The organism is Sphingopyxis sp. OPL5, assembly GCF_003797775.2.
Taxonomy (GTDB): Bacteria; Pseudomonadota; Alphaproteobacteria; order Sphingomonadales; family Sphingomonadaceae; genus Sphingopyxis.
Map to the genome: position 1 here is coordinate 4,580,006 of NZ_CP060725.1, position 16,270 is coordinate 4,596,275.

Below are 16,270 nucleotides of genomic sequence, written 5' to 3' on the forward strand. Positions count from 1 at the left end.
CGCACTGGTCCTATTGCCCGCGCGCCTGTTCGAAAAGGTATCGTGCGTGTCGCTGATCGATCGTCTGGGTCCGCTCCAGAAGGCGGACCCAACCCCGCTCTACCTGCAATTGCAGAAGATATTGCGCGACGCGATCGAGGGGCAGATCGTCAAGGCCGAGGAGGCGATCCCGACCGAGCGCGACCTGGCCGAGGAATTCGACGTGTCGCGCATCACGGTGCGCAAGGCGATCGACGGGCTGGTCGCCGACGGCATCGTCACGCGGCGGCGCGGCGCCGGCACCTTCGTCACCCGGCCGCGGGTCGAGAAGAGTTTTTCGAAGCTGACCAGCTTTTCCGAGGACATGATTTCGCGCGGGCGGCGGCCGTACAGCAAATGGGTGAGCAAGACCGAGGGCACGGTGACCCCCGAGGAAGCGCTGTCGCTGGGGCTGTCGCCGGGGTCGCTGGTCTATCGATTCCACCGCATCCGCTATGCCGACGACACGTCGATGGCGCTCGAACAGGCGACCATCCCGGCTTACTGCCTGCCGTCGGTCGAAGCGGTGGGCAATTCGCTGTACGAGGCGCTCGAGGCCGCCGGGCATCTGCCGGTGCGCGCGTTGCAGCGGCTGCGCGCGATCGCCTTTACCGCCGAGCAGGCCGAGGTGCTGGGGATCGAGCCGGGGACGCCGGGGCTGTTCATCGAGCGGCGCGGTTTCCTGTCCGACGGGCGCACCGCCGAATATACCCAAAGCTATTATCGCGGCGACGCTTATGACGTCGTCGCCGAGCTAAACGGCGGATAGGCGGCGCAGAAACTCGCTGTGCGGCGGCAGTTCGGATAGCTGTTCGGCGACGCGGCCGCGCAGGGTAGCGAGGCGGGCGGAGAGGTCTTCGGGCGAGAGGCCGTCGGCGATCGGGTGCCAGCTTTTGGGCCGCACCCCCTGCCCCGTGAGCACCGCATACCAGTTGGTCGGGCCGAACAGGTCGCCGGGTTCGAACAATATATTGCCGGTGGCGCGATACGCCTCGATCCTTTCGGCGAGGCTGTCGGGAACGCCGGCGGCGGCGACGTCGCGCCAGAAGGGCGTGTCGTCGCGGTTCGCGGTCGCATAATGGGCGATCACGAAGTCGCGGATCGTCGCATATTCGTGGAGCGCGTCGCGGTTGAAGCGCGCGACGACATGCGGGTCGAAACCGTCGCGCGGCAGCAGCGCGAGCAGCCGGATGATCGTCGTCTGGATCAGGTGGATCGAGGTCGATTCGAGCGGTTCGAGGAACCCGCCGGCGAGGCCGATCGCGACGCAGTTGCGATTCCAGATCAGCTTGCGGTGCCCGGCGGTGAAGCGCAGCCGATTGGCGTCGGCGAGCGGGGCGCCGGGGAGGTTGGCGCGGAGCGCCGTCTCGGCGGCGTCATGGCCGAGATGCGCGCTCGAATAGACATAGCCGTTGCCGTCGCGGTGCTGGAGCGGGATGCGCCATTGCCAACCCGCCGCGCGTGCGGTCGAGCGGGTGAAAGGCGGCGGGTCGCCGCTGCGCTCGGTGGGCATCGCGACCGCGCTGTCGCAGGGGAGCCAGTGGTTCCAGTCGGTGTAGCCGGTGGCGAGCGCACCCTCGATCAGCAGGCCACGGAAACCCGAGCAGTCGATGAACAGGTCGCCTTCGATGCGGCGGCCGTCGTCGAGGGTGAGCGCTTCGATATAACCGTCCTCGGGGTCGAGGGTGACGTCGGCAACCTTGCCCTCGACGCGGACGACGCCCTTGTCCTCGGCATAGGTGCGCAGGAAACGGGCGTAGGCGGCGGCGTCGAAATGCACCGCGTGGTGGACGGGGCCGTGGCGCGTCGCGGGGACGAAACGGCCGGCGCGCGCCGCCATGGTTTCGAGGTTGTACGGGCCATGATCGGGATCGCCGCCCGCGGCGATGTGACGCAGCCAATAGTGGTGGAAATGGATGCCGCTCATCTCGACGCCCAGATAGCCGAAGGGGTGGAAATAGCTGTTGTCCGCGCCGCCCCAGCCATCGAACGCGATGCCGAGCTTGATCGTGCCGTGCGTCGCGCGGAGGAAGTCGGCAGGCTCGATGCGCAGATAGCGGTTGAATTCGTGGATCGGCGGGACGGTCGCCTCGCCGACCCCGACGGTGCCGATCGTTTCGCTTTCGACGAGGGTGATCGCCTGCCCCTGCCCGGCGAGCGCGCGGCCGAGGGCTGCGGCGGTCATCCAGCCGGCGCTGCCGCCGCCGACGATGACGATGCGGCGGACGGGGCGCGTGCGCGCGCTCATGCCCAGAGCCGCCGCAGCGCGTCGGCGTGGGTGTCCATCGCGCGCACGTCGGCGGCGACGGCGCGCAGCTGGCGCTGAAATTCGGCCATCAGCGCAGGGTCGTCGACCTGCAGCGCCTGCGGATCAAAGCCGCGCGGGACGACGCCATGGCCTGCCATGACGAGCGCCCAGCCGTCCTCGACATGCGCCTCGTGGTTGTAATGCGCGAACATGCCGCGCGCGGCGAAGAGATCGATCTTCGACGCGAGTTCGGACGAGACCGGTGCCGCGCGGGCGGCGGCCCAAAAGGGTTCGGGGCGGCTATTGAGGCGGAAATGCTGCGCGGTGAAGTCGCGCACCCGCGCCCGGCCACCGCCGATTTCCTCGTTATAGATCTCGGCCTCGGGCATCGCGGCGCGATCGAGCGGCCAGAGCAGGACGAGCTGCGCGATCGCGAGTTGGAGGAGGAGCAGGTTGGCGCCGTCGAGCGGCGGCGCGTCGCCCGCGGCGCGGCCGATGGCGACGACATTGCCGACCCACAGCCGCGCCCGCGTCGCCGCGCCGACCGGTTCGGACGCGCCCTCGACGGAACGGCCGATCATCGCGGCCAGCGCCGCGCGGGCATCGGCGTCGGACAGACCCGCGCCGTCGTAGAAGAACTCGACCGCGGTACGGTCGGCAAGCGGGATCAGCGTGGTCCAGCCCGCCGGATGCGCGGCGGTGCGACTATACAGCGGCAGCGGATCGAAGGGCGCACCCGATGCCCGCAGGACGCGGTCGCAGAGGAGCGCTTCTCGTTCTGCCCCGCCGGGATCGAGCATGGAGATCAGGACGCCATCGGCATCAACGAAAAGGTCGGCGTCGATGCGCTGCCCGTCGGCGAGTGTCAGCGCGGCAAGCCTCATCCCGTCGCGTTCAGGCACGGCGTCGCGTCCCGGCACGATCCGCACCCCCGCCTTTTCGCAGGCGTCGCGCAGCAGCCGGGCGTAACCGGCGGCGTCGAGGTGCCAGCCGCGCTTGACCGCCTGCCCGCTCGCTTCGCCGCGCTCGCCGGTGCGGCCTTCCTTGGCGGCGGCGGCGGCGAGGCAGAAATCCTCGAGCCCGACACGCAAGCCGGCGGCGCGCGCGCGGGCCCAGTGCTGGACGAAGGGCAGCGAGGCATAGGGTGTCCCGGCATCGCCATAGGCATGGAGGAAGGCAGTCTCGCCGCCCGACCAGCCGGCATATTGCTGTCCCATGTTGAAGGTCGCGGCGGCCTGTCTGGCCAGCGCCGCTTCGTCGATGCCGAGCAGGCGGTGGAAGGTTGCCAGGTCGGGCGGCGCCACCAGCGCGGCGTGCGGGGGCGGCGCCTCCCGGGTGTCGACCCAGGTCACTTCGGTCCCGAGCCGCGCAAAAGCGCGGGCGATCGCGAGCGCCGCCATCGCGGCCGCGACGCCGCCGCCATAAACGGCAACCCGCTGCACCGCGCCGCTCAAGGCGCGGGCGCCGGGCAGTAGGAGGCAACGAAGTCGGCGTGGGACGGCGCCGACTTCGCGCCATGCGCGATCGTCGCGGCCAGATTGCCGAGCCGATCGGCGAGAAGATCGTCGGGGAGCGTGTCGGCGAGCCGGTCGGCGGCGTGGGGCACGATCCCCTGCCCCACGAACACCGCCTGCCAGCTCGGCGGGCCGAACAGCCCGTCGCGATAGGCCTGGACAAAAGCGCGCTGGCGAAAGCGGTCGATCTTGCCGGCCAGCGTGTCGGGGACCGCCATCGTCGTCACCTGTTCCCACAAGGGCGCGTCGGCGTCGTTGGCGATATAGTGGAGGATCAGGAAATCGCGGATCCGGTCATATTCGACGTCCATCACGCGATTGAACTCGGCGGGCAGCGCCGGGTCGATGCCATCGCGCGATGGTAACAATGTTAACATGTGCATGGTCGCCATCTGCACGAGATAGATGCTCGTCGATTCGAGCGGTTCGAGGAAGCCGCCCGCGAGTCCCATGCCGACGACATTATGCGCCCATGCCTGGTCGCGCTTGCCGGCCTTGAACCGAAGCACGCGCGGTTCAGCGAGCGCCTCTCCGTCGAGGTTGGCGAGCAGGGTCGCCGCCGCTTCGTCGTCGGAAATGTCTTTGCTGGCATAGACATAGCCGTTTCCGGTGCGGTGCTGGAGCGGGATGCGCCATTGCCAGCCCGCCTTGCGCCGGGTCGAGCGCGTATAGGGGGTGAAGTCGGGCGAACGCACCGACGGCACCGCCGCGGCGCTGTCACACGGCAGCCATTTCGACCAGTCGTCGAGGTCGACGCCAAGCGTTCCGCCGAGCAACAACGAGCGGAAGCCCGAGCAGTCGACGAACATGTCGCCCGCGACGCTGGTCCCCGAGGCGAGCGTCACCGACGCGATGTTGCCACTGTTAGCATCGCGCGCGACATCGACGATCCGGCCCTCGACGCGCTCGATCCCGCGCGCTTCGGCCCAGCCGCGCAAATAGCCCGCATAGAGGAAGGCATCGAGGTGATAGGCATAGGCGAAAGCGTTGCGGACGTCGTTCGGATCGCCGTTCGGCAGCATGAAGCGGTTCTGCAGCGCGGCGACGATCGGGAAACAATAGTCCGAGAGCGGCGCCGCAACGCCGGCGTTGCGGCCGCGCACCCAATAGCTGAAAAAATCGGCCTCGCCGATCGGGCGGCCAAAGGTGCCGAAGGGATGGACATAGCGGTCGCCCTGCCGCCCCCAATTGACGAATTCGATGCCGAGTTTGAAGCTTGCCTGCGTCGCTTTCATGAACTCGACCTCGTCGAGCCCGAGGAAGTCGTTGAAATCCTTCATTTGCGGGAGCGTCGCCTCGCCGACGCCGACCGTGCCGATTTCCTCGGATTCGATCAGGCGGACGCGGAAACGCGAGCGATCGAGCTTGGCGGCGCAGGCTGCGGCGCACATCCAGCCGGCGGTCCCGCCGCCGACGATCACCAGATTGAAAAGCCCCTCGTCCATCGCCTCACACTAACCGCGCCGGATACCGGCGCCAGCCCTTTCGGTCCGGCGCCGGCCCCCGCTTTTAGAAGGTCAGGCGCGCACCGACCTGGTAGCGCCGGTCGTTCTTGAACCAGGCGTTCGGTTTGAGCAGCCCGGTCGAATCGACCTGCTGGAACAGCACGGTATCGGTGCCGAGCAGGTTCGTCCCTTCGAGGATGAATTCGATGTTCTTTGTGGCACGGAGGCGCACGGAGGCATCGAGATAGCCCGTCGCCTGCTGCCAGATCGGCAAGCCGACGCAGCAGTCGATCGCGGTCACCAGATATTTGGAGCGCCAGTTATAGGCGACACGCGCCGAAATCGGACCCTTTTCATACATGCCGACGAGATTGTAGCTGTGCTTCGAAATCCCCTCGAGCGCGTTCGGTTTGACCGTGCTGTCCTCATAGGTGATGCCGCCGCCTGCGGTGCCGCCAGCGGTCTCGTTGGTCAGGTTGACCGTTTCGATGCCGTTGTTCTTCACATAGGTGTAGTTCGCCTGGACCCCGAAGCCGTCGAGCGGTGCGGGCAGGAAGTCGAAGAAGGTCTGGAAGGCGAATTCGGCGCCGTAGATCTTCGCACCATCGCCGTTGACCGGGCGATCGAGCCGAACCGTCTCGGTCACGCCGCCGTTGGTGATTTGCAGGCTGAACTGGCCCGCCTGGATATAATTGTAGAATTTCTTGTAGAAACCCGTGGCGGTGAACGAGCTCGACCGGCCGAAATAATATTCCAGCGTCAGGTCGAACTGGTCTGCGGTCATCGGCTTGAGGTTCGGGTTCCCCGACTTGCCGGTATATTGCCAGTCATAGGCGATCGCCTCATTCGCTGCGTTGCGCGTCACATTGGGGTCGGAGAAATCGTTGAGGTTGGGCGACAGACGGTTGATCGTCAGGAAGTTGCGCAACAGCCCGAAATCGGGGCGCGACATCGCGCGCGAATAGGCGAAGCGCGACACCAGCTTGTCGGTCAGGTCGAACTTGACGTTGAAGCTAGGCAAGGCGTGGAAATGATTGGCCTTGGTGGCGTCGGCCACGGTCGCACCATTGTTGAACGCGATCTCGCTCGCGGTCACGACGCAGCCCGAGGTCGCGGTGGGACGGCCGTCGACGACGGCACGCTCGCAGGACAATTGGGTCGGGGTGAACGGGTTGGCGAAGGTCGTCGCACCCGCCGTGTCGTTGCGCGTCCAGATGAGGCGTACGCCGAGGTTGCCCGAAATGCCGACATTGCCGATGCTCAGGCTGTCGCCGCCGAACTTGGCCATCGCATAGGCCGACATCGTGCGCTCACCCACCTTCAGCACTTCGCTGGGCAGATAGCAGCCATAGTCGCCGGTGATCGTTTCGCCGGCGCGATAGCCCTGGTTCGAACAGACGGGGAAATATTCGCCGACGCCGATCGTCGGCCGGCCGAGCGTCGCCGCGAGTTCCTCGCGGTTCACCAGCCGGTCCATGTTGAAGAAGACGAACGAATGCTGGTTCAGCTGGTTGCCCGCGAAGAAGTCCTTGCCGAAGCTGTGGATCGCCGTCGAACCCGCGGGATAGGCGGGGCTGTCGGTGTTGAAATAGGGCGCCTGGGTGTAGGTCCAGGTGTTCGAGATATTCGCCCAGTTATAAGCGCCCCACCGCACCGTCTGATCGCGGTCGGCATAGCGAGCGCCGACCTTGATCGCGCTGAGCCAGCCCGAATCGACCTCATATTCCAGATCCGCCTTCAGCGCGATTTCCTTGCCGTCGCTGTCCTCGGTGTGGTCGGTAACCGAATAGAAGAAATAATTGTTCGGATTGGTCAGGCCGCCGGCCGACAGGTTGATATTGTCCGCCGTCGTGGGGGTGAAGGTGAGGGTCGGATATTTGCCCGTCAGATCGACATAGGTGTTGGCGAAGCTGCGCGAGGTGACCGACGCGTTATAATTACTGACGCTGGCGTCGACATATTGCCCGTCGAGCGTCAGCCGCACGCGATCGGAGACGTCCCAGCGGAAGTTCAGACCAAAATCCTGGGTAATCTGCTTGTTCTTCAGTGCGTTGGCGGCGGTGTCCACCTGTGGCGCCCGGCGCTGGTTAGCGCAGCCTTCCCACGCATAACAGCGGTTGAAGAAGGCCTCGCCATCCTCGTTCAGGCCCAGCCCGCGCTCGTCGCCTGGGTTGTCGCCGACATAGGGTCGGATATACGACCACCAGCCGCTCTGGAAATTGCCGTCTGAATCGAAGGCGAAGGGCGCGGTGCCTTCAAGCGGACTGATGAATGTGGCGTCACCGAACTCATAGTCGCTCGGCTGGCCATAGAGGTCGCCGTAGAAGGTCGACGAGAAGACCGCATATTCACGCCAGCTGTTGTTATATTGCGAGCGGTTATACTGCCCGGTAAGCTCCATCGTCTCGTCGTTCGAGCGCCACTGGAACGCCGCCGCGGCGCCATAGCGTTTACGGTCATATTCATTCTCGCGCATGAAGATGCCGCTGGGGATATATTGCTTGCCCGGGCCGAACACGCCGTCGAAAATGCCCATGCGTTCGAACTGGATGCCTTGGCTCGCGGTCTTCGCGTGCGAATAGGCGCCGTTGATCATCAGGCCGATCTCGCCGATGCCGGTCTGCCAGCGGTCCGAAATGATGCCCGAGAATTCGGGCGTCGATTTGCGGGCGATGTCGCCATAGGTGTTCTTGATCGAGATCGAGATCAGGCGGCCGTCCTGGTCGAAAGGCACGCGCGTGCGCAGGTTGACGGTGCCCGCGATGCCGCCCTCGATCATGTCGGCGGTCTGGTTCTTGTAGGTATCGATGCCGCCGAGCAGTTCGGGCGAGATGTCCTGCCAGGACAGGCCGCGCGACGAGTTGGCGCTGAAGGTGTCGCGGCCGTTGAATTCCGACCGGACCTGGTTGAGGCCGCGCACGATCACGCCCGAGGGTTCGGCGGAGAAGTGCGAGGTGTCGTCGGTGCCGGCGAACCGGATGACGGTGATGCCGGGGACGCGCTGCAAGGCTTCGGCAACCGATTTGTCGGGGAAGGAGCCGATATCCTCGGCGGTGATCGAATCAACCACCGTGTCGGCGTTGCGCTTGCGGTTCTGTGCCGATTCGAGGTTGGCGCGGATGCCGGTGACGACGATGTCGTCGGCATTTTCCTCGCTGGCCGGTGCGTCCTGCGCCGCGGCAGGCAGCGTGATCGCGCCCACCAGTGCGGCGGCGCAGACACCGCGCATCAGCGCATTGCGGCGCCCCAAAGCTTTTGCAGGCCCATGAACCATATTATATCCCCCATCATCGTCCGGTGGTCCGGTCCAGATTGCCTTCCCAACAATCTCGATAAGACCAATTGCGTCATTGGACTATTACCAATAGACTACAAATCTGACGCGCTGTCCATGGCAAATTTGTGGCAGTGTCGAGAAGCCGCCCGCGGGGGCGCGGCGACCAAGGGGAGGCACAGCCATGCGCCTGATTTCGCTCGACGTGTTGCGCGGCCTGACCGTGGCGGGGATGATCCTCGTCAATTCGGCGGCGGCGATGAAATATGGCGCCGAGGCCGATGTCGCGCCGATCCTGCTGCACGTCAGCTGGGACGGGCTGACCCTCGCCGACCTGGTCTTTCCGGGATTCCTGACGATGGTGGGGATCGCGATTCCCTTTTCGCTGCGCGCGGGCGGTGCACCGCAGACGGGGCGCATATTGTCGCGCGCGGGGCGATTGCTGCTGCTCGGCTTCCTGCTCAGCAACCTCTATTGGTTCATGAGCTTTGCGTCGGGCGAGTGGCGGTTGTTCGGAGTGCTGCAGCGAATCGGACTGGTCTATGCGGCGTGCGCCTTGCTGTTCCTAGGCGTCGGCCCGCGGGCGCGGCTGGCGATGATCGTCGCGGTTCTCGCGCTTTACTGGCCGCTCGCGCTGCTGCCGTCGCTCGACGGGCCGGCGACCGATATCTGGGTGCGCGGGCATAATTTCATCGCCTCGGTCGACCGGCTGTTCCTGGGCACGCATCTTTATGTGCAAGGCCCCGAAGGCTATGATCCCGAGGGGATATTGGGGACGCTGCCGGCGATCGCGCAGGGGCTGATCGGGGTCGCGGTGGGCGAAATGCTGATCCGCCGCGCCGGACCCGCGACGCGGCCGCTGGCGCTGACCGGCGCGGCGATGCTGGCGGCGGGCGGGGTGTGGAGCTTCGCCTTTCCGATCGTCAAGGACATTTGGTCGAGCCCGTTCGTGCTGGTGACCAGCGGCATCACGATCCTCGCGCTCGCACTGCTCCACCATATCCTTGATCGCGAGGGCCGGACACCGGGGATCGCCGCGACCGCGATGCTGGCGTTCGGGGCCAATGCGATCGCCGCCTATACGCTGCATCAGGTGACCGCGGGGGTGGTGACATGGGACCTGCTGCTCGCGCCGTTCCGCGCGACGCGGGCGATGCTGGGCGATCCGGTCGCGTCGCTGATCCCGGTGCTGCTTTATATGCTGCTCATCTGGGGGGCGATGGAATGGCTGCGACGCAAGCGGTGGTTCGTAAAAATCTGATCGGCGAAAGATACAAGTTGATGCGATATATATAACCTATATAGTACCAATAGTATCGGGGCGAACGAGGACCCCGGCGCGAGTCGGAGACGGTAGGAAGCATGACGCTGCAAGAGGCGCTGAAAACGGGGCGGACGCTGATGGAAAGCGAGGCCGGCGAGGCCGCCGCCGCGGTCGCGGCGATGCTCGCCGCCAATGCGCGGGCCTTTGCCGCGATCGGCGAACGGTTGCGCGCCGATCCGCCCGCGGCGGTCGTCACCTGCGCGCGCGGATCGTCGGACCATGCCGCGACCTACGCCAAATATCTTATCGAAACGATGACCGGCACCCCGACCGCGTCGGCGGCGCTGTCGGTCGCGTCGCTCTATGACGGGCCGACGCTGGCGGGCAAAAGGCTGTGCCTTGCGATCTCGCAGTCGGGCCAGAGCCCCGACCTGCTCGCCGCGGTCGAACAGCAGAAGCGCGCCGGCGCCTATGTCGTCGCGCTGCTCAACGCCGAGGACGCGCCGCTGTGTGCGCTCGCCGACGTCGTGATCGCGCTCAAGGCCAGCCCCGAAAAATCGGTCGCGGCGACCAAATCCTATATCGCGTCGCTCGCCGCGATCGCCGCGCTCGTCGCCGCCTGGGCGCAGGATGACGCGCTGGAAGACGCGCTCGATACGCTGCCCGGCCAGCTCGAACGCGCCTTCGCGCTCGACTGGTCGCCCGCGGTCGCGGCTTTTGCCGATGCGACGAACCTGTTCGTGCTCGGCCGCGGCTATGGTTATGGCGTCGCGCAGGAAGCCGCGCTCAAGTTCAAGGAGACCTCGTCGCTCCATGCCGAGAGTTTCAGCGCCGCCGAAGTGCGGCACGGGCCGATGGCGATCGTCGGCGACACGTTCCATGTGCTGGCGTTCGGCGGCAGCGACCGCGCGGCGGAGAGCGTGCGCGAGGCGGCGGCGGAGTTTCGCGGGCGCGGCGCGACGGTGCTGCTCGCCGATCCGGCGGGCGGCGACCTGCCCGCGCTGCCCGCGCACCCGGCGATCGAACCGATCCTGCTGATCCAGAGCTTTTACCGCATGGCGAGCGCGCTCGCGGTCGCGCGCGGCCGCGACCCCGACTCGCCCCCGCACCTCAACAAGGTTACCGAGACCCTATGATCCTTCGCTTTCAGAATGGCTGGGTCGCACAGCCCGGTGGCGCCGTCGGCGCGGCGGACATCGCCGTCGCCGACGGCGTCATCACCGCCGTCTCGGCCGCCGGCAGTGCGCGCGCCGATGCCGTGATCGACCTGGAGGGCGGCTGGCTGCTGCCCGGCTTCGTCGATACGCAGGTCAATGGCGGCGGCGGCATATTGTTCAACGACCATGTCGACGTCGAATCGATCGCCGCGATCGGGGCGGCGCATGTCCGCTTCGGCACCACCGCCTTCCTGCCGACACTGATCAGCGACACCGCCGAGCAGATCGCCGCCGCGCTGACCGCGGTCGACCATGCGATCGACGCGGGCGTGCCCGGCGTTATCGGCATCCATATCGAAGGGCCGTTCATCAACGAGGTGAAGCGCGGCATCCACGAGGCGCATCGCATCCGCAAGCTCGATGCCGAGACGCTGGCGCTGCTCACCGCGCCGCGCCGCGGCAAGGTGATGCTGACGCTCGCCCCCGAACTGTGCGACGACGAGGATATCCGCACGCTGGTCGCGCATGACGTAATCGTCAGCGCGGGGCACAGCGACGCCACCTATGACGAGGCGCAGCGCGCGATCGCCGCCGGACTGAGCGGCTTCACCCATTTGTTCAATGCGATGTCGCCGCTGCACCACCGCGACCCCGGCGCGGTCGGCGCGGCGTTCGATTCGGACTGTTATTGCGGGCTGATCGTCGACGACGTCCACCTCCACCCCGCGGTCGTGCGGCTGGCGGTGAAGGCGAAGGGCGTCGACCGGCTGATGCTGGTCACCGACGCGATGCCGAGCGTCGGCACCGATGACAGCGAATTCACGCTGCAGGGCAAGCGCATCGCGGTGAAGGACGGCGTCTGCATCTTCGAGGACGGCACGCTCGCGGGCACCCACCTCGACATGGCGTCGGCGCTGCGCAAGACGGTCGAGGTCACCGGCTTATCGGTGCCCGAGGCCGCGACGATGGCGAGCGCGACGCCCGCCGCCTTCCTGTCGCTGTCGGCGAGCCATGGCGCGATCGCGCCGGGGCGCCGTGCCGATTTCGTGTGGCTCGACAAGGCGCTCGCGCCGCGCGAGACATGGATCGGCGGCGCTTCCGTCACCGATACCGCATCGGCCTTTGTCCAGGCCGCCCAGTAAAGTTGAGGAACCGCCGATGAGCCTGATCGTCACCTCGCCGCTCAGGGGTTGGGTCTCGGCCCTCGACGGCGTCCCCGATCCCGTTTTCGCACAGCGCATGATGGGTGACGGGGTGGCGATCCAGCCGCTCGGCGACACCGTCGTAGCGCCGTGCGACGGCGAAGTGACGACGCTCCATGCCTCGGGCCATGCGGTCGCGCTGCGCAGCGCCGAGGGCGCCGAACTGCTGATCCATATCGGGCTCGATACGGTGATGCTGAAGGGCGAAGGATTCACCCCGCTGGTGTCGGTGGGGCAGATGGTGTCGCGCGGCGACCCGCTGATCCGGTTCGACATGGACGCGGTCGCGCTCGCCGCGACGAGCCTGATCACCCCGGTCCTCGTCACCAATGCCGAGGCCTTCACGATCACGAAGCGCACCGTCGATGCGGCGATCGGCGCGTGCGAGGCGCTGATGACGTTGGTCCCCGTGCAGACCGATGCGCGCAAGCGGTCGGACGACGGGACGCTGATCGAGCAGGCGGTGAAGCTGTCGCTGCCGCACGGCATCCACGCCCGCCCCGCCGCGCGGATCGGCGAGACGGTGCGCGGCTATGAGGCGGACGTCCACCTGCTCCATGGCGAGACGCGCGGCGATGCGCGCAGCACCGTCGCGCTGCTCGCGCTCGGCACCAGCTTCGGCAGCGAGATCGTCGTGCAGGCGCGCGGCGACGATGCCGAGGCGGCGCTGGCGGCGGTGGTCGCATTGCTCGCGACCGACATGGGCGAAGGCGCGCGCCCCGCCCCTGCCCCGGTCGCAGCACCGGCAACGTCACTGGCCGAGGGGCATATCGGCGGCGTGATCGCCTCGCCCGGCCTCGCCATGGGTCCGGCTGTGCGGCTGCACCGCGCCGAGATCGCGGTCGCACGCGAAGGCACCGGCGCCGTGGAAGAACGCGCCGCGTTGATCGCGGCAAGGACCGATGTGCGCGGGCGGATCGCCGCGCGCGCCGAGGCCGCGGGCGGCAGCGTTGCGGCGGTGATGCAGGCGCACCTCGCGCTGATCGACGATCCCGAATTGCTGGGCGCCGCCGAGCGGCGCATCGCCGACGGCGCGAGCGCGGGTTTCGCGTGGCGCGGCGCGGTCCATGACCAGATCGACGCGCTGCGCGCGACCGGCAATGCGCATCTGATCGAACGCATCGACGATCTGGTCGACATCGAACGCCAATTGCTGTCGGCGCTGACCGGCACCCCGAGCGAAGCCGAGACGATCGCGCCGGGCACGATCCTGGTCGCCGACGACCTGCTGCCGTCGCAGTTGATCGCGCTGTCGGCGACGGGGCTGGCCGGCATCGCGCTGTCGCGCGGCGGGCCGACCTCGCATGTCGCGATATTGTGCGCGGGCATGGGGCTGCCGTCGCTGGTCGCGATGGGCGACGCGCTCGATGTGGTCGAGGATGGCCATTTGCTGTTGCTCGACGCCGAAGCGGGCCATGTTAACAGTGTTCCATCGGCCGCCGATACCGAGGCTTTCACGCAGCGCCTGACCCAGCGCACCGCACGCCGCGAAGCCGCGCGCGCCGCCGCCGCCGAGGCGTGCCACAGCGCCGACGGCACCCGGATCGAGGTCTTCGCCAATATCGGCACCGTCGACGATGCGTTGTTGGCCGCCGCACAGGGGGCCGAGGGGTCGGGTCTGGTGCGCAGCGAGTTCCTGTTCCTGGGCCGCGACGCTGCGCCGTCGGAGGATGAGCAGCACGCGGCCTATCAGGCGATCGCCGATGCACTCGCCGGCAAGCCCGTGATCATCCGCCTGCTCGACATCGGCGGCGACAAGCCCGCCGCCTATATTCCGATCGGGCCCGAGGGAAATCCGGCGCTCGGCCAACGCGGCATTCGCGTCGCGCTGGCGCATCCGGGCCTGCTCGAAACCCAGCTCCGCGCGATTCTGCGCGTCGAGCCCGTCGGCCAGTGCAGGATCATGATCCCGATGGTCGCGAGCCTCGACGAACTGCGCGCTGTGCGGGCGCTGGTCGACACGCTGCGCGGCGCGATGGGCATCGTCGTTCCGATCGAAGTCGGGGTGATGGTCGAGACCCCCGCCGCCGCGATGACGGCCGACCTGCTCGCCGCCGAGGCCGATTTCCTGTCGATCGGCACCAACGACCTGACCCAATATGTGCTGGCGATGGACCGCGGCAATCCGGCGGTCGCCGCCGGGGTCGACGCGCTCCATCCCGCGGTGCTGCGGATGATCGGCGAAACGTGCCGCCTCGCCGCGACGCATGGCCGCTGGGTCGGGGTGTGCGGCGGGCTGGCGTCGGATCCCGCGGCGCTGCCGATCCTGATCGGGCTGGGCGTCACCGAAGTCTCGGCGGTGCCGGGCTTCGTCGCCGAGGCCAAGCAGGTGGTGCGCCGGCTGACGCTGATCGAGGCGCGCGCGCATGCCGACCTGGCGCTGCAATGCAAATCGGCGGCGGACGTGCGCGCGCTGGCCCGCGCGTTCGAGGAGACACGATGATGCGGAAAATTCTCGAAACGCTCCAGCCGCTCGGCCGTGCGCTGATGCTACCGATCGCGGTGCTGCCGGTGGCCGGCCTGCTGCTGCGCATCGGCCAGGACGACCTGCTCGACATCGCCTTCATCTCGGCGGCGGGGTCGGCGATTTTCGCAAATCTGGGGATATTGTTCGCGATCGGCGTCGCGGTCGGCTTCGCGCGCGACGGCAATGGCGCCGCGGCGCTCGCCGGGGTCACCTGTTACCTCGTGACCGTCACCGGGGCGCAGACCTTTATGGTTGCGCCGCCCGATATCGGCGCCGGATTGCCCGACGCGGCGGCAGCGCTGGCGGCGAAGGACTGGGCGTTGAGCCAGATCGACAAGCTGGAGGTCCCGATCGGCATCTTGTCGGGGCTGATCGCCGGCAATTTCTACAACCGTTTCGCGACAATCGCGCTGCCCGAATATCTCGCCTTTTTCGGCGGTCGCCGCTTCGTGCCGATCGCAAGCAGCGTCGCCGGACTGCTGCTCGCGGCGGTGATCGGTTATGGTTATGCGCATATCAGCGGCGCGATCGACAGCGCCAGCCGCACCGTGGTCGAAAGCGGCAGCGTCGGACTGTTCCTCTATGGCGCGCTCAACCGCCTGCTGATCGTCACCGGGCTGCACCATATCATCAACAACGCCGCCTGGTTCGTCGTCGGCGATTTCAATGGTGCGACGGGCGACCTCGGGCGTTTCTTCGCGGGCGATCCCGATGCCGGTGCCTTCATGTCGGGGTTCTTCCCGGTGATGATGTTCGGCCTGCCCGCCGCGTGCCTCGCCATGTATCACGAGGCCCGGCCCGAACGGCGCAAGGCGGTCGGCGGCATGCTCTTTTCGCTCGCCTTCACCAGCTTCCTGACCGGAGTGACCGAACCGATCGAGTTCACCTTCATGTTCGTCGCGCCCCTGCTCTATGCGATCCACGCGCTGCTGACAGGGGCGTCGATGGCGCTGATGAACGCGCTCGACGTGAAGCTGGGGTTCGGCTTTTCGGCCGGATTGTTCGATTATGTGCTGAACTTCGGCCTCGCGAAAAACCCCCTGTGGTTGCTGCCGATCGGGGCGGTTTATGCGGGGGTCTATTACGGACTGTTCCGCTTCTTCATCCGCCGCTTCAACCTGGCGACCCCGGGGCGCGAGACGGGCGAGGTCGCCGAGGCGGCGACCGCCTCGGCGGGCAGCGAACGCGGGCGGGCCTTCGTCGCGGCGCTGGGCGGCGCGGGCAATCTGACGAGCGTCGACGCCTGCACCACCCGGCTGCGGCTGATCGTCGCCGACAGCCACGCGGTCGACGAGGCGGCGCTGTCGGCGCTTGGCGCGCGGGGGATCATCCGCCCGTCGGCGAACGCGGCGCAGGTCGTGCTCGGCCCCGTCGCCGATCTGGTCGCGGAAGAGATACGCGGCGCGCTGGCGGCGGGCGGCACGGCGGCAGCGATGGTCACCGCGACACCGGCCGGCCGGCCCGCGGACGCGGTGCTGCCCGCCGCGATCCTCGATGCGCTGGGCGGCGCGGCGAATGTGCGCAGCGTGCAGGCGCTGCACGGGCGGGCGCGGGTCGAACTCGCCGATCCGGCGCGGGTCGACGAGCCGGGACTGGCGCGCGTCACGCGCGGCGTCGCGCGGCCCGGCGACGACGTGCTGCATATCCTGCACGATTAGGGTTCCGCTCTCCTCTTCCCGGA

Annotated in this window: 10 protein-coding genes; 6 read left to right on the forward strand and 4 right to left on the reverse strand. The window is 67.5% G+C overall.

Annotated features, from left to right (window positions below; translation table 11 throughout):
- Positions 1–46: 46 nt before the first annotated feature.
- A complete protein-coding gene (locus EEB18_RS22050; protein ID WP_056348551.1) occupies positions 47–787 on the forward strand; it encodes a GntR family transcriptional regulator in 741 nt (246 codons plus the stop codon).
- On the opposite strand, the gene EEB18_RS22055 is transcribed toward EEB18_RS22050, so the two are convergent.
- The 4 genes from EEB18_RS22055 to EEB18_RS22070 form a co-directional block, all read right to left on the reverse strand.
- Positions 773–2,266, reverse strand: coding sequence for a tryptophan halogenase family protein (locus EEB18_RS22055; protein WP_187138819.1), 1,494 nt, complete (start codon positions 2,264–2,266; stop codon positions 773–775). The two genes, EEB18_RS22050 and EEB18_RS22055, sit on opposite strands and share 15 nt — an antisense overlap.
- Positions 2,263–3,720: a tryptophan 7-halogenase gene (locus EEB18_RS22060; RefSeq protein ID WP_187669050.1), complete on the reverse strand. Its 1,458-nt coding sequence runs from the start codon at positions 3,718–3,720 to the stop codon at positions 2,263–2,265. The genes EEB18_RS22055 and EEB18_RS22060 overlap by 4 nt, the downstream gene beginning before the upstream one ends.
- Entirely contained in the window at positions 3,717–5,225 is a 1,509-nt protein-coding gene (locus EEB18_RS22065) for a tryptophan halogenase family protein (RefSeq protein ID WP_187138821.1), read from the reverse strand. Before EEB18_RS22065 ends, EEB18_RS22060 begins: the two co-directional genes overlap by 4 nt.
- 64 nt (positions 5,226–5,289) lie before the next feature.
- Complete coding sequence (locus tag EEB18_RS22070) at positions 5,290–8,499, reverse strand: TonB-dependent receptor (protein WP_187138822.1); 3,210 nt, start codon at positions 8,497–8,499, stop codon at positions 5,290–5,292.
- Between the two features lie 184 nt (positions 8,500–8,683).
- Here EEB18_RS22070 and EEB18_RS22075 point away from each other — a divergent pair, with 184 nt between their 5' ends.
- The 5 genes from EEB18_RS22075 (at position 8,684) to nagE (ending at position 16,247) form a co-directional block, all read left to right on the forward strand.
- Positions 8,684–9,760 (forward strand): acyltransferase family protein, encoded by a 1,077-nt coding sequence (locus EEB18_RS22075; protein ID WP_187138823.1) that lies wholly within the window; start codon positions 8,684–8,686, stop codon positions 9,758–9,760.
- Between the two features lie 101 nt (positions 9,761–9,861).
- A complete protein-coding gene (locus tag EEB18_RS22080; protein WP_187138824.1) occupies positions 9,862–10,899 on the forward strand; it encodes an SIS domain-containing protein in 1,038 nt (345 codons plus the stop codon).
- The gene (gene nagA / locus EEB18_RS22085) at positions 10,896–12,062 is read left to right on the forward strand and encodes an N-acetylglucosamine-6-phosphate deacetylase (protein WP_187138825.1); all 1,167 of its coding nucleotides are present in this window, start codon (positions 10,896–10,898) and stop codon (positions 12,060–12,062) included. Before EEB18_RS22080 ends, nagA begins: the two co-directional genes overlap by 4 nt.
- A 16-nt stretch (positions 12,063–12,078) precedes the next feature.
- The gene (gene ptsP / locus EEB18_RS22090) at positions 12,079–14,565 is read left to right on the forward strand and encodes a phosphoenolpyruvate--protein phosphotransferase (RefSeq protein WP_187138826.1); all 2,487 of its coding nucleotides are present in this window, start codon (positions 12,079–12,081) and stop codon (positions 14,563–14,565) included.
- On the forward strand, positions 14,565–16,247 hold the full coding sequence (gene nagE, locus EEB18_RS22095; RefSeq protein ID WP_187138960.1) for an N-acetylglucosamine-specific PTS transporter subunit IIBC: 1,683 nt from the start codon (positions 14,565–14,567) through the stop codon (positions 16,245–16,247). The genes ptsP and nagE overlap by 1 nt, the downstream gene beginning before the upstream one ends.
- Positions 16,248–16,270 lie beyond the last annotated feature (23 nt).

What these genes read in the sequence shown, in the direction of transcription:
- EEB18_RS22055 (WP_187138819.1), bottom strand. Translation starts at nt 2,266, where the DNA reads ATGAGCGCGCGCACGCGCCCCGTCCGCCGCATCGTCATCGTCGGCGGC.
- EEB18_RS22065 (WP_187138821.1), bottom strand. Translation starts at nt 5,225, where the DNA reads ATGGACGAGGGGCTTTTCAATCTGGTGATCGTCGGCGGCGGGACCGCC.
- EEB18_RS22070 (WP_187138822.1), bottom strand. Translation starts at nt 8,499, where the DNA reads ATGGTTCATGGGCCTGCAAAAGCTTTGGGGCGCCGCAATGCGCTGATG.
- EEB18_RS22075 (WP_187138823.1), top strand. Translation starts at nt 8,684, where the DNA reads ATGCGCCTGATTTCGCTCGACGTGTTGCGCGGCCTGACCGTGGCGGGG.
- EEB18_RS22080 (WP_187138824.1), top strand. Translation starts at nt 9,862, where the DNA reads ATGACGCTGCAAGAGGCGCTGAAAACGGGGCGGACGCTGATGGAAAGC.
- nagA (WP_187138825.1), top strand. Translation starts at nt 10,896, where the DNA reads ATGATCCTTCGCTTTCAGAATGGCTGGGTCGCACAGCCCGGTGGCGCC.
- ptsP (WP_187138826.1), top strand. Translation starts at nt 12,079, where the DNA reads ATGAGCCTGATCGTCACCTCGCCGCTCAGGGGTTGGGTCTCGGCCCTC.
- nagE (WP_187138960.1), top strand. Translation starts at nt 14,565, where the DNA reads ATGCGGAAAATTCTCGAAACGCTCCAGCCGCTCGGCCGTGCGCTGATG.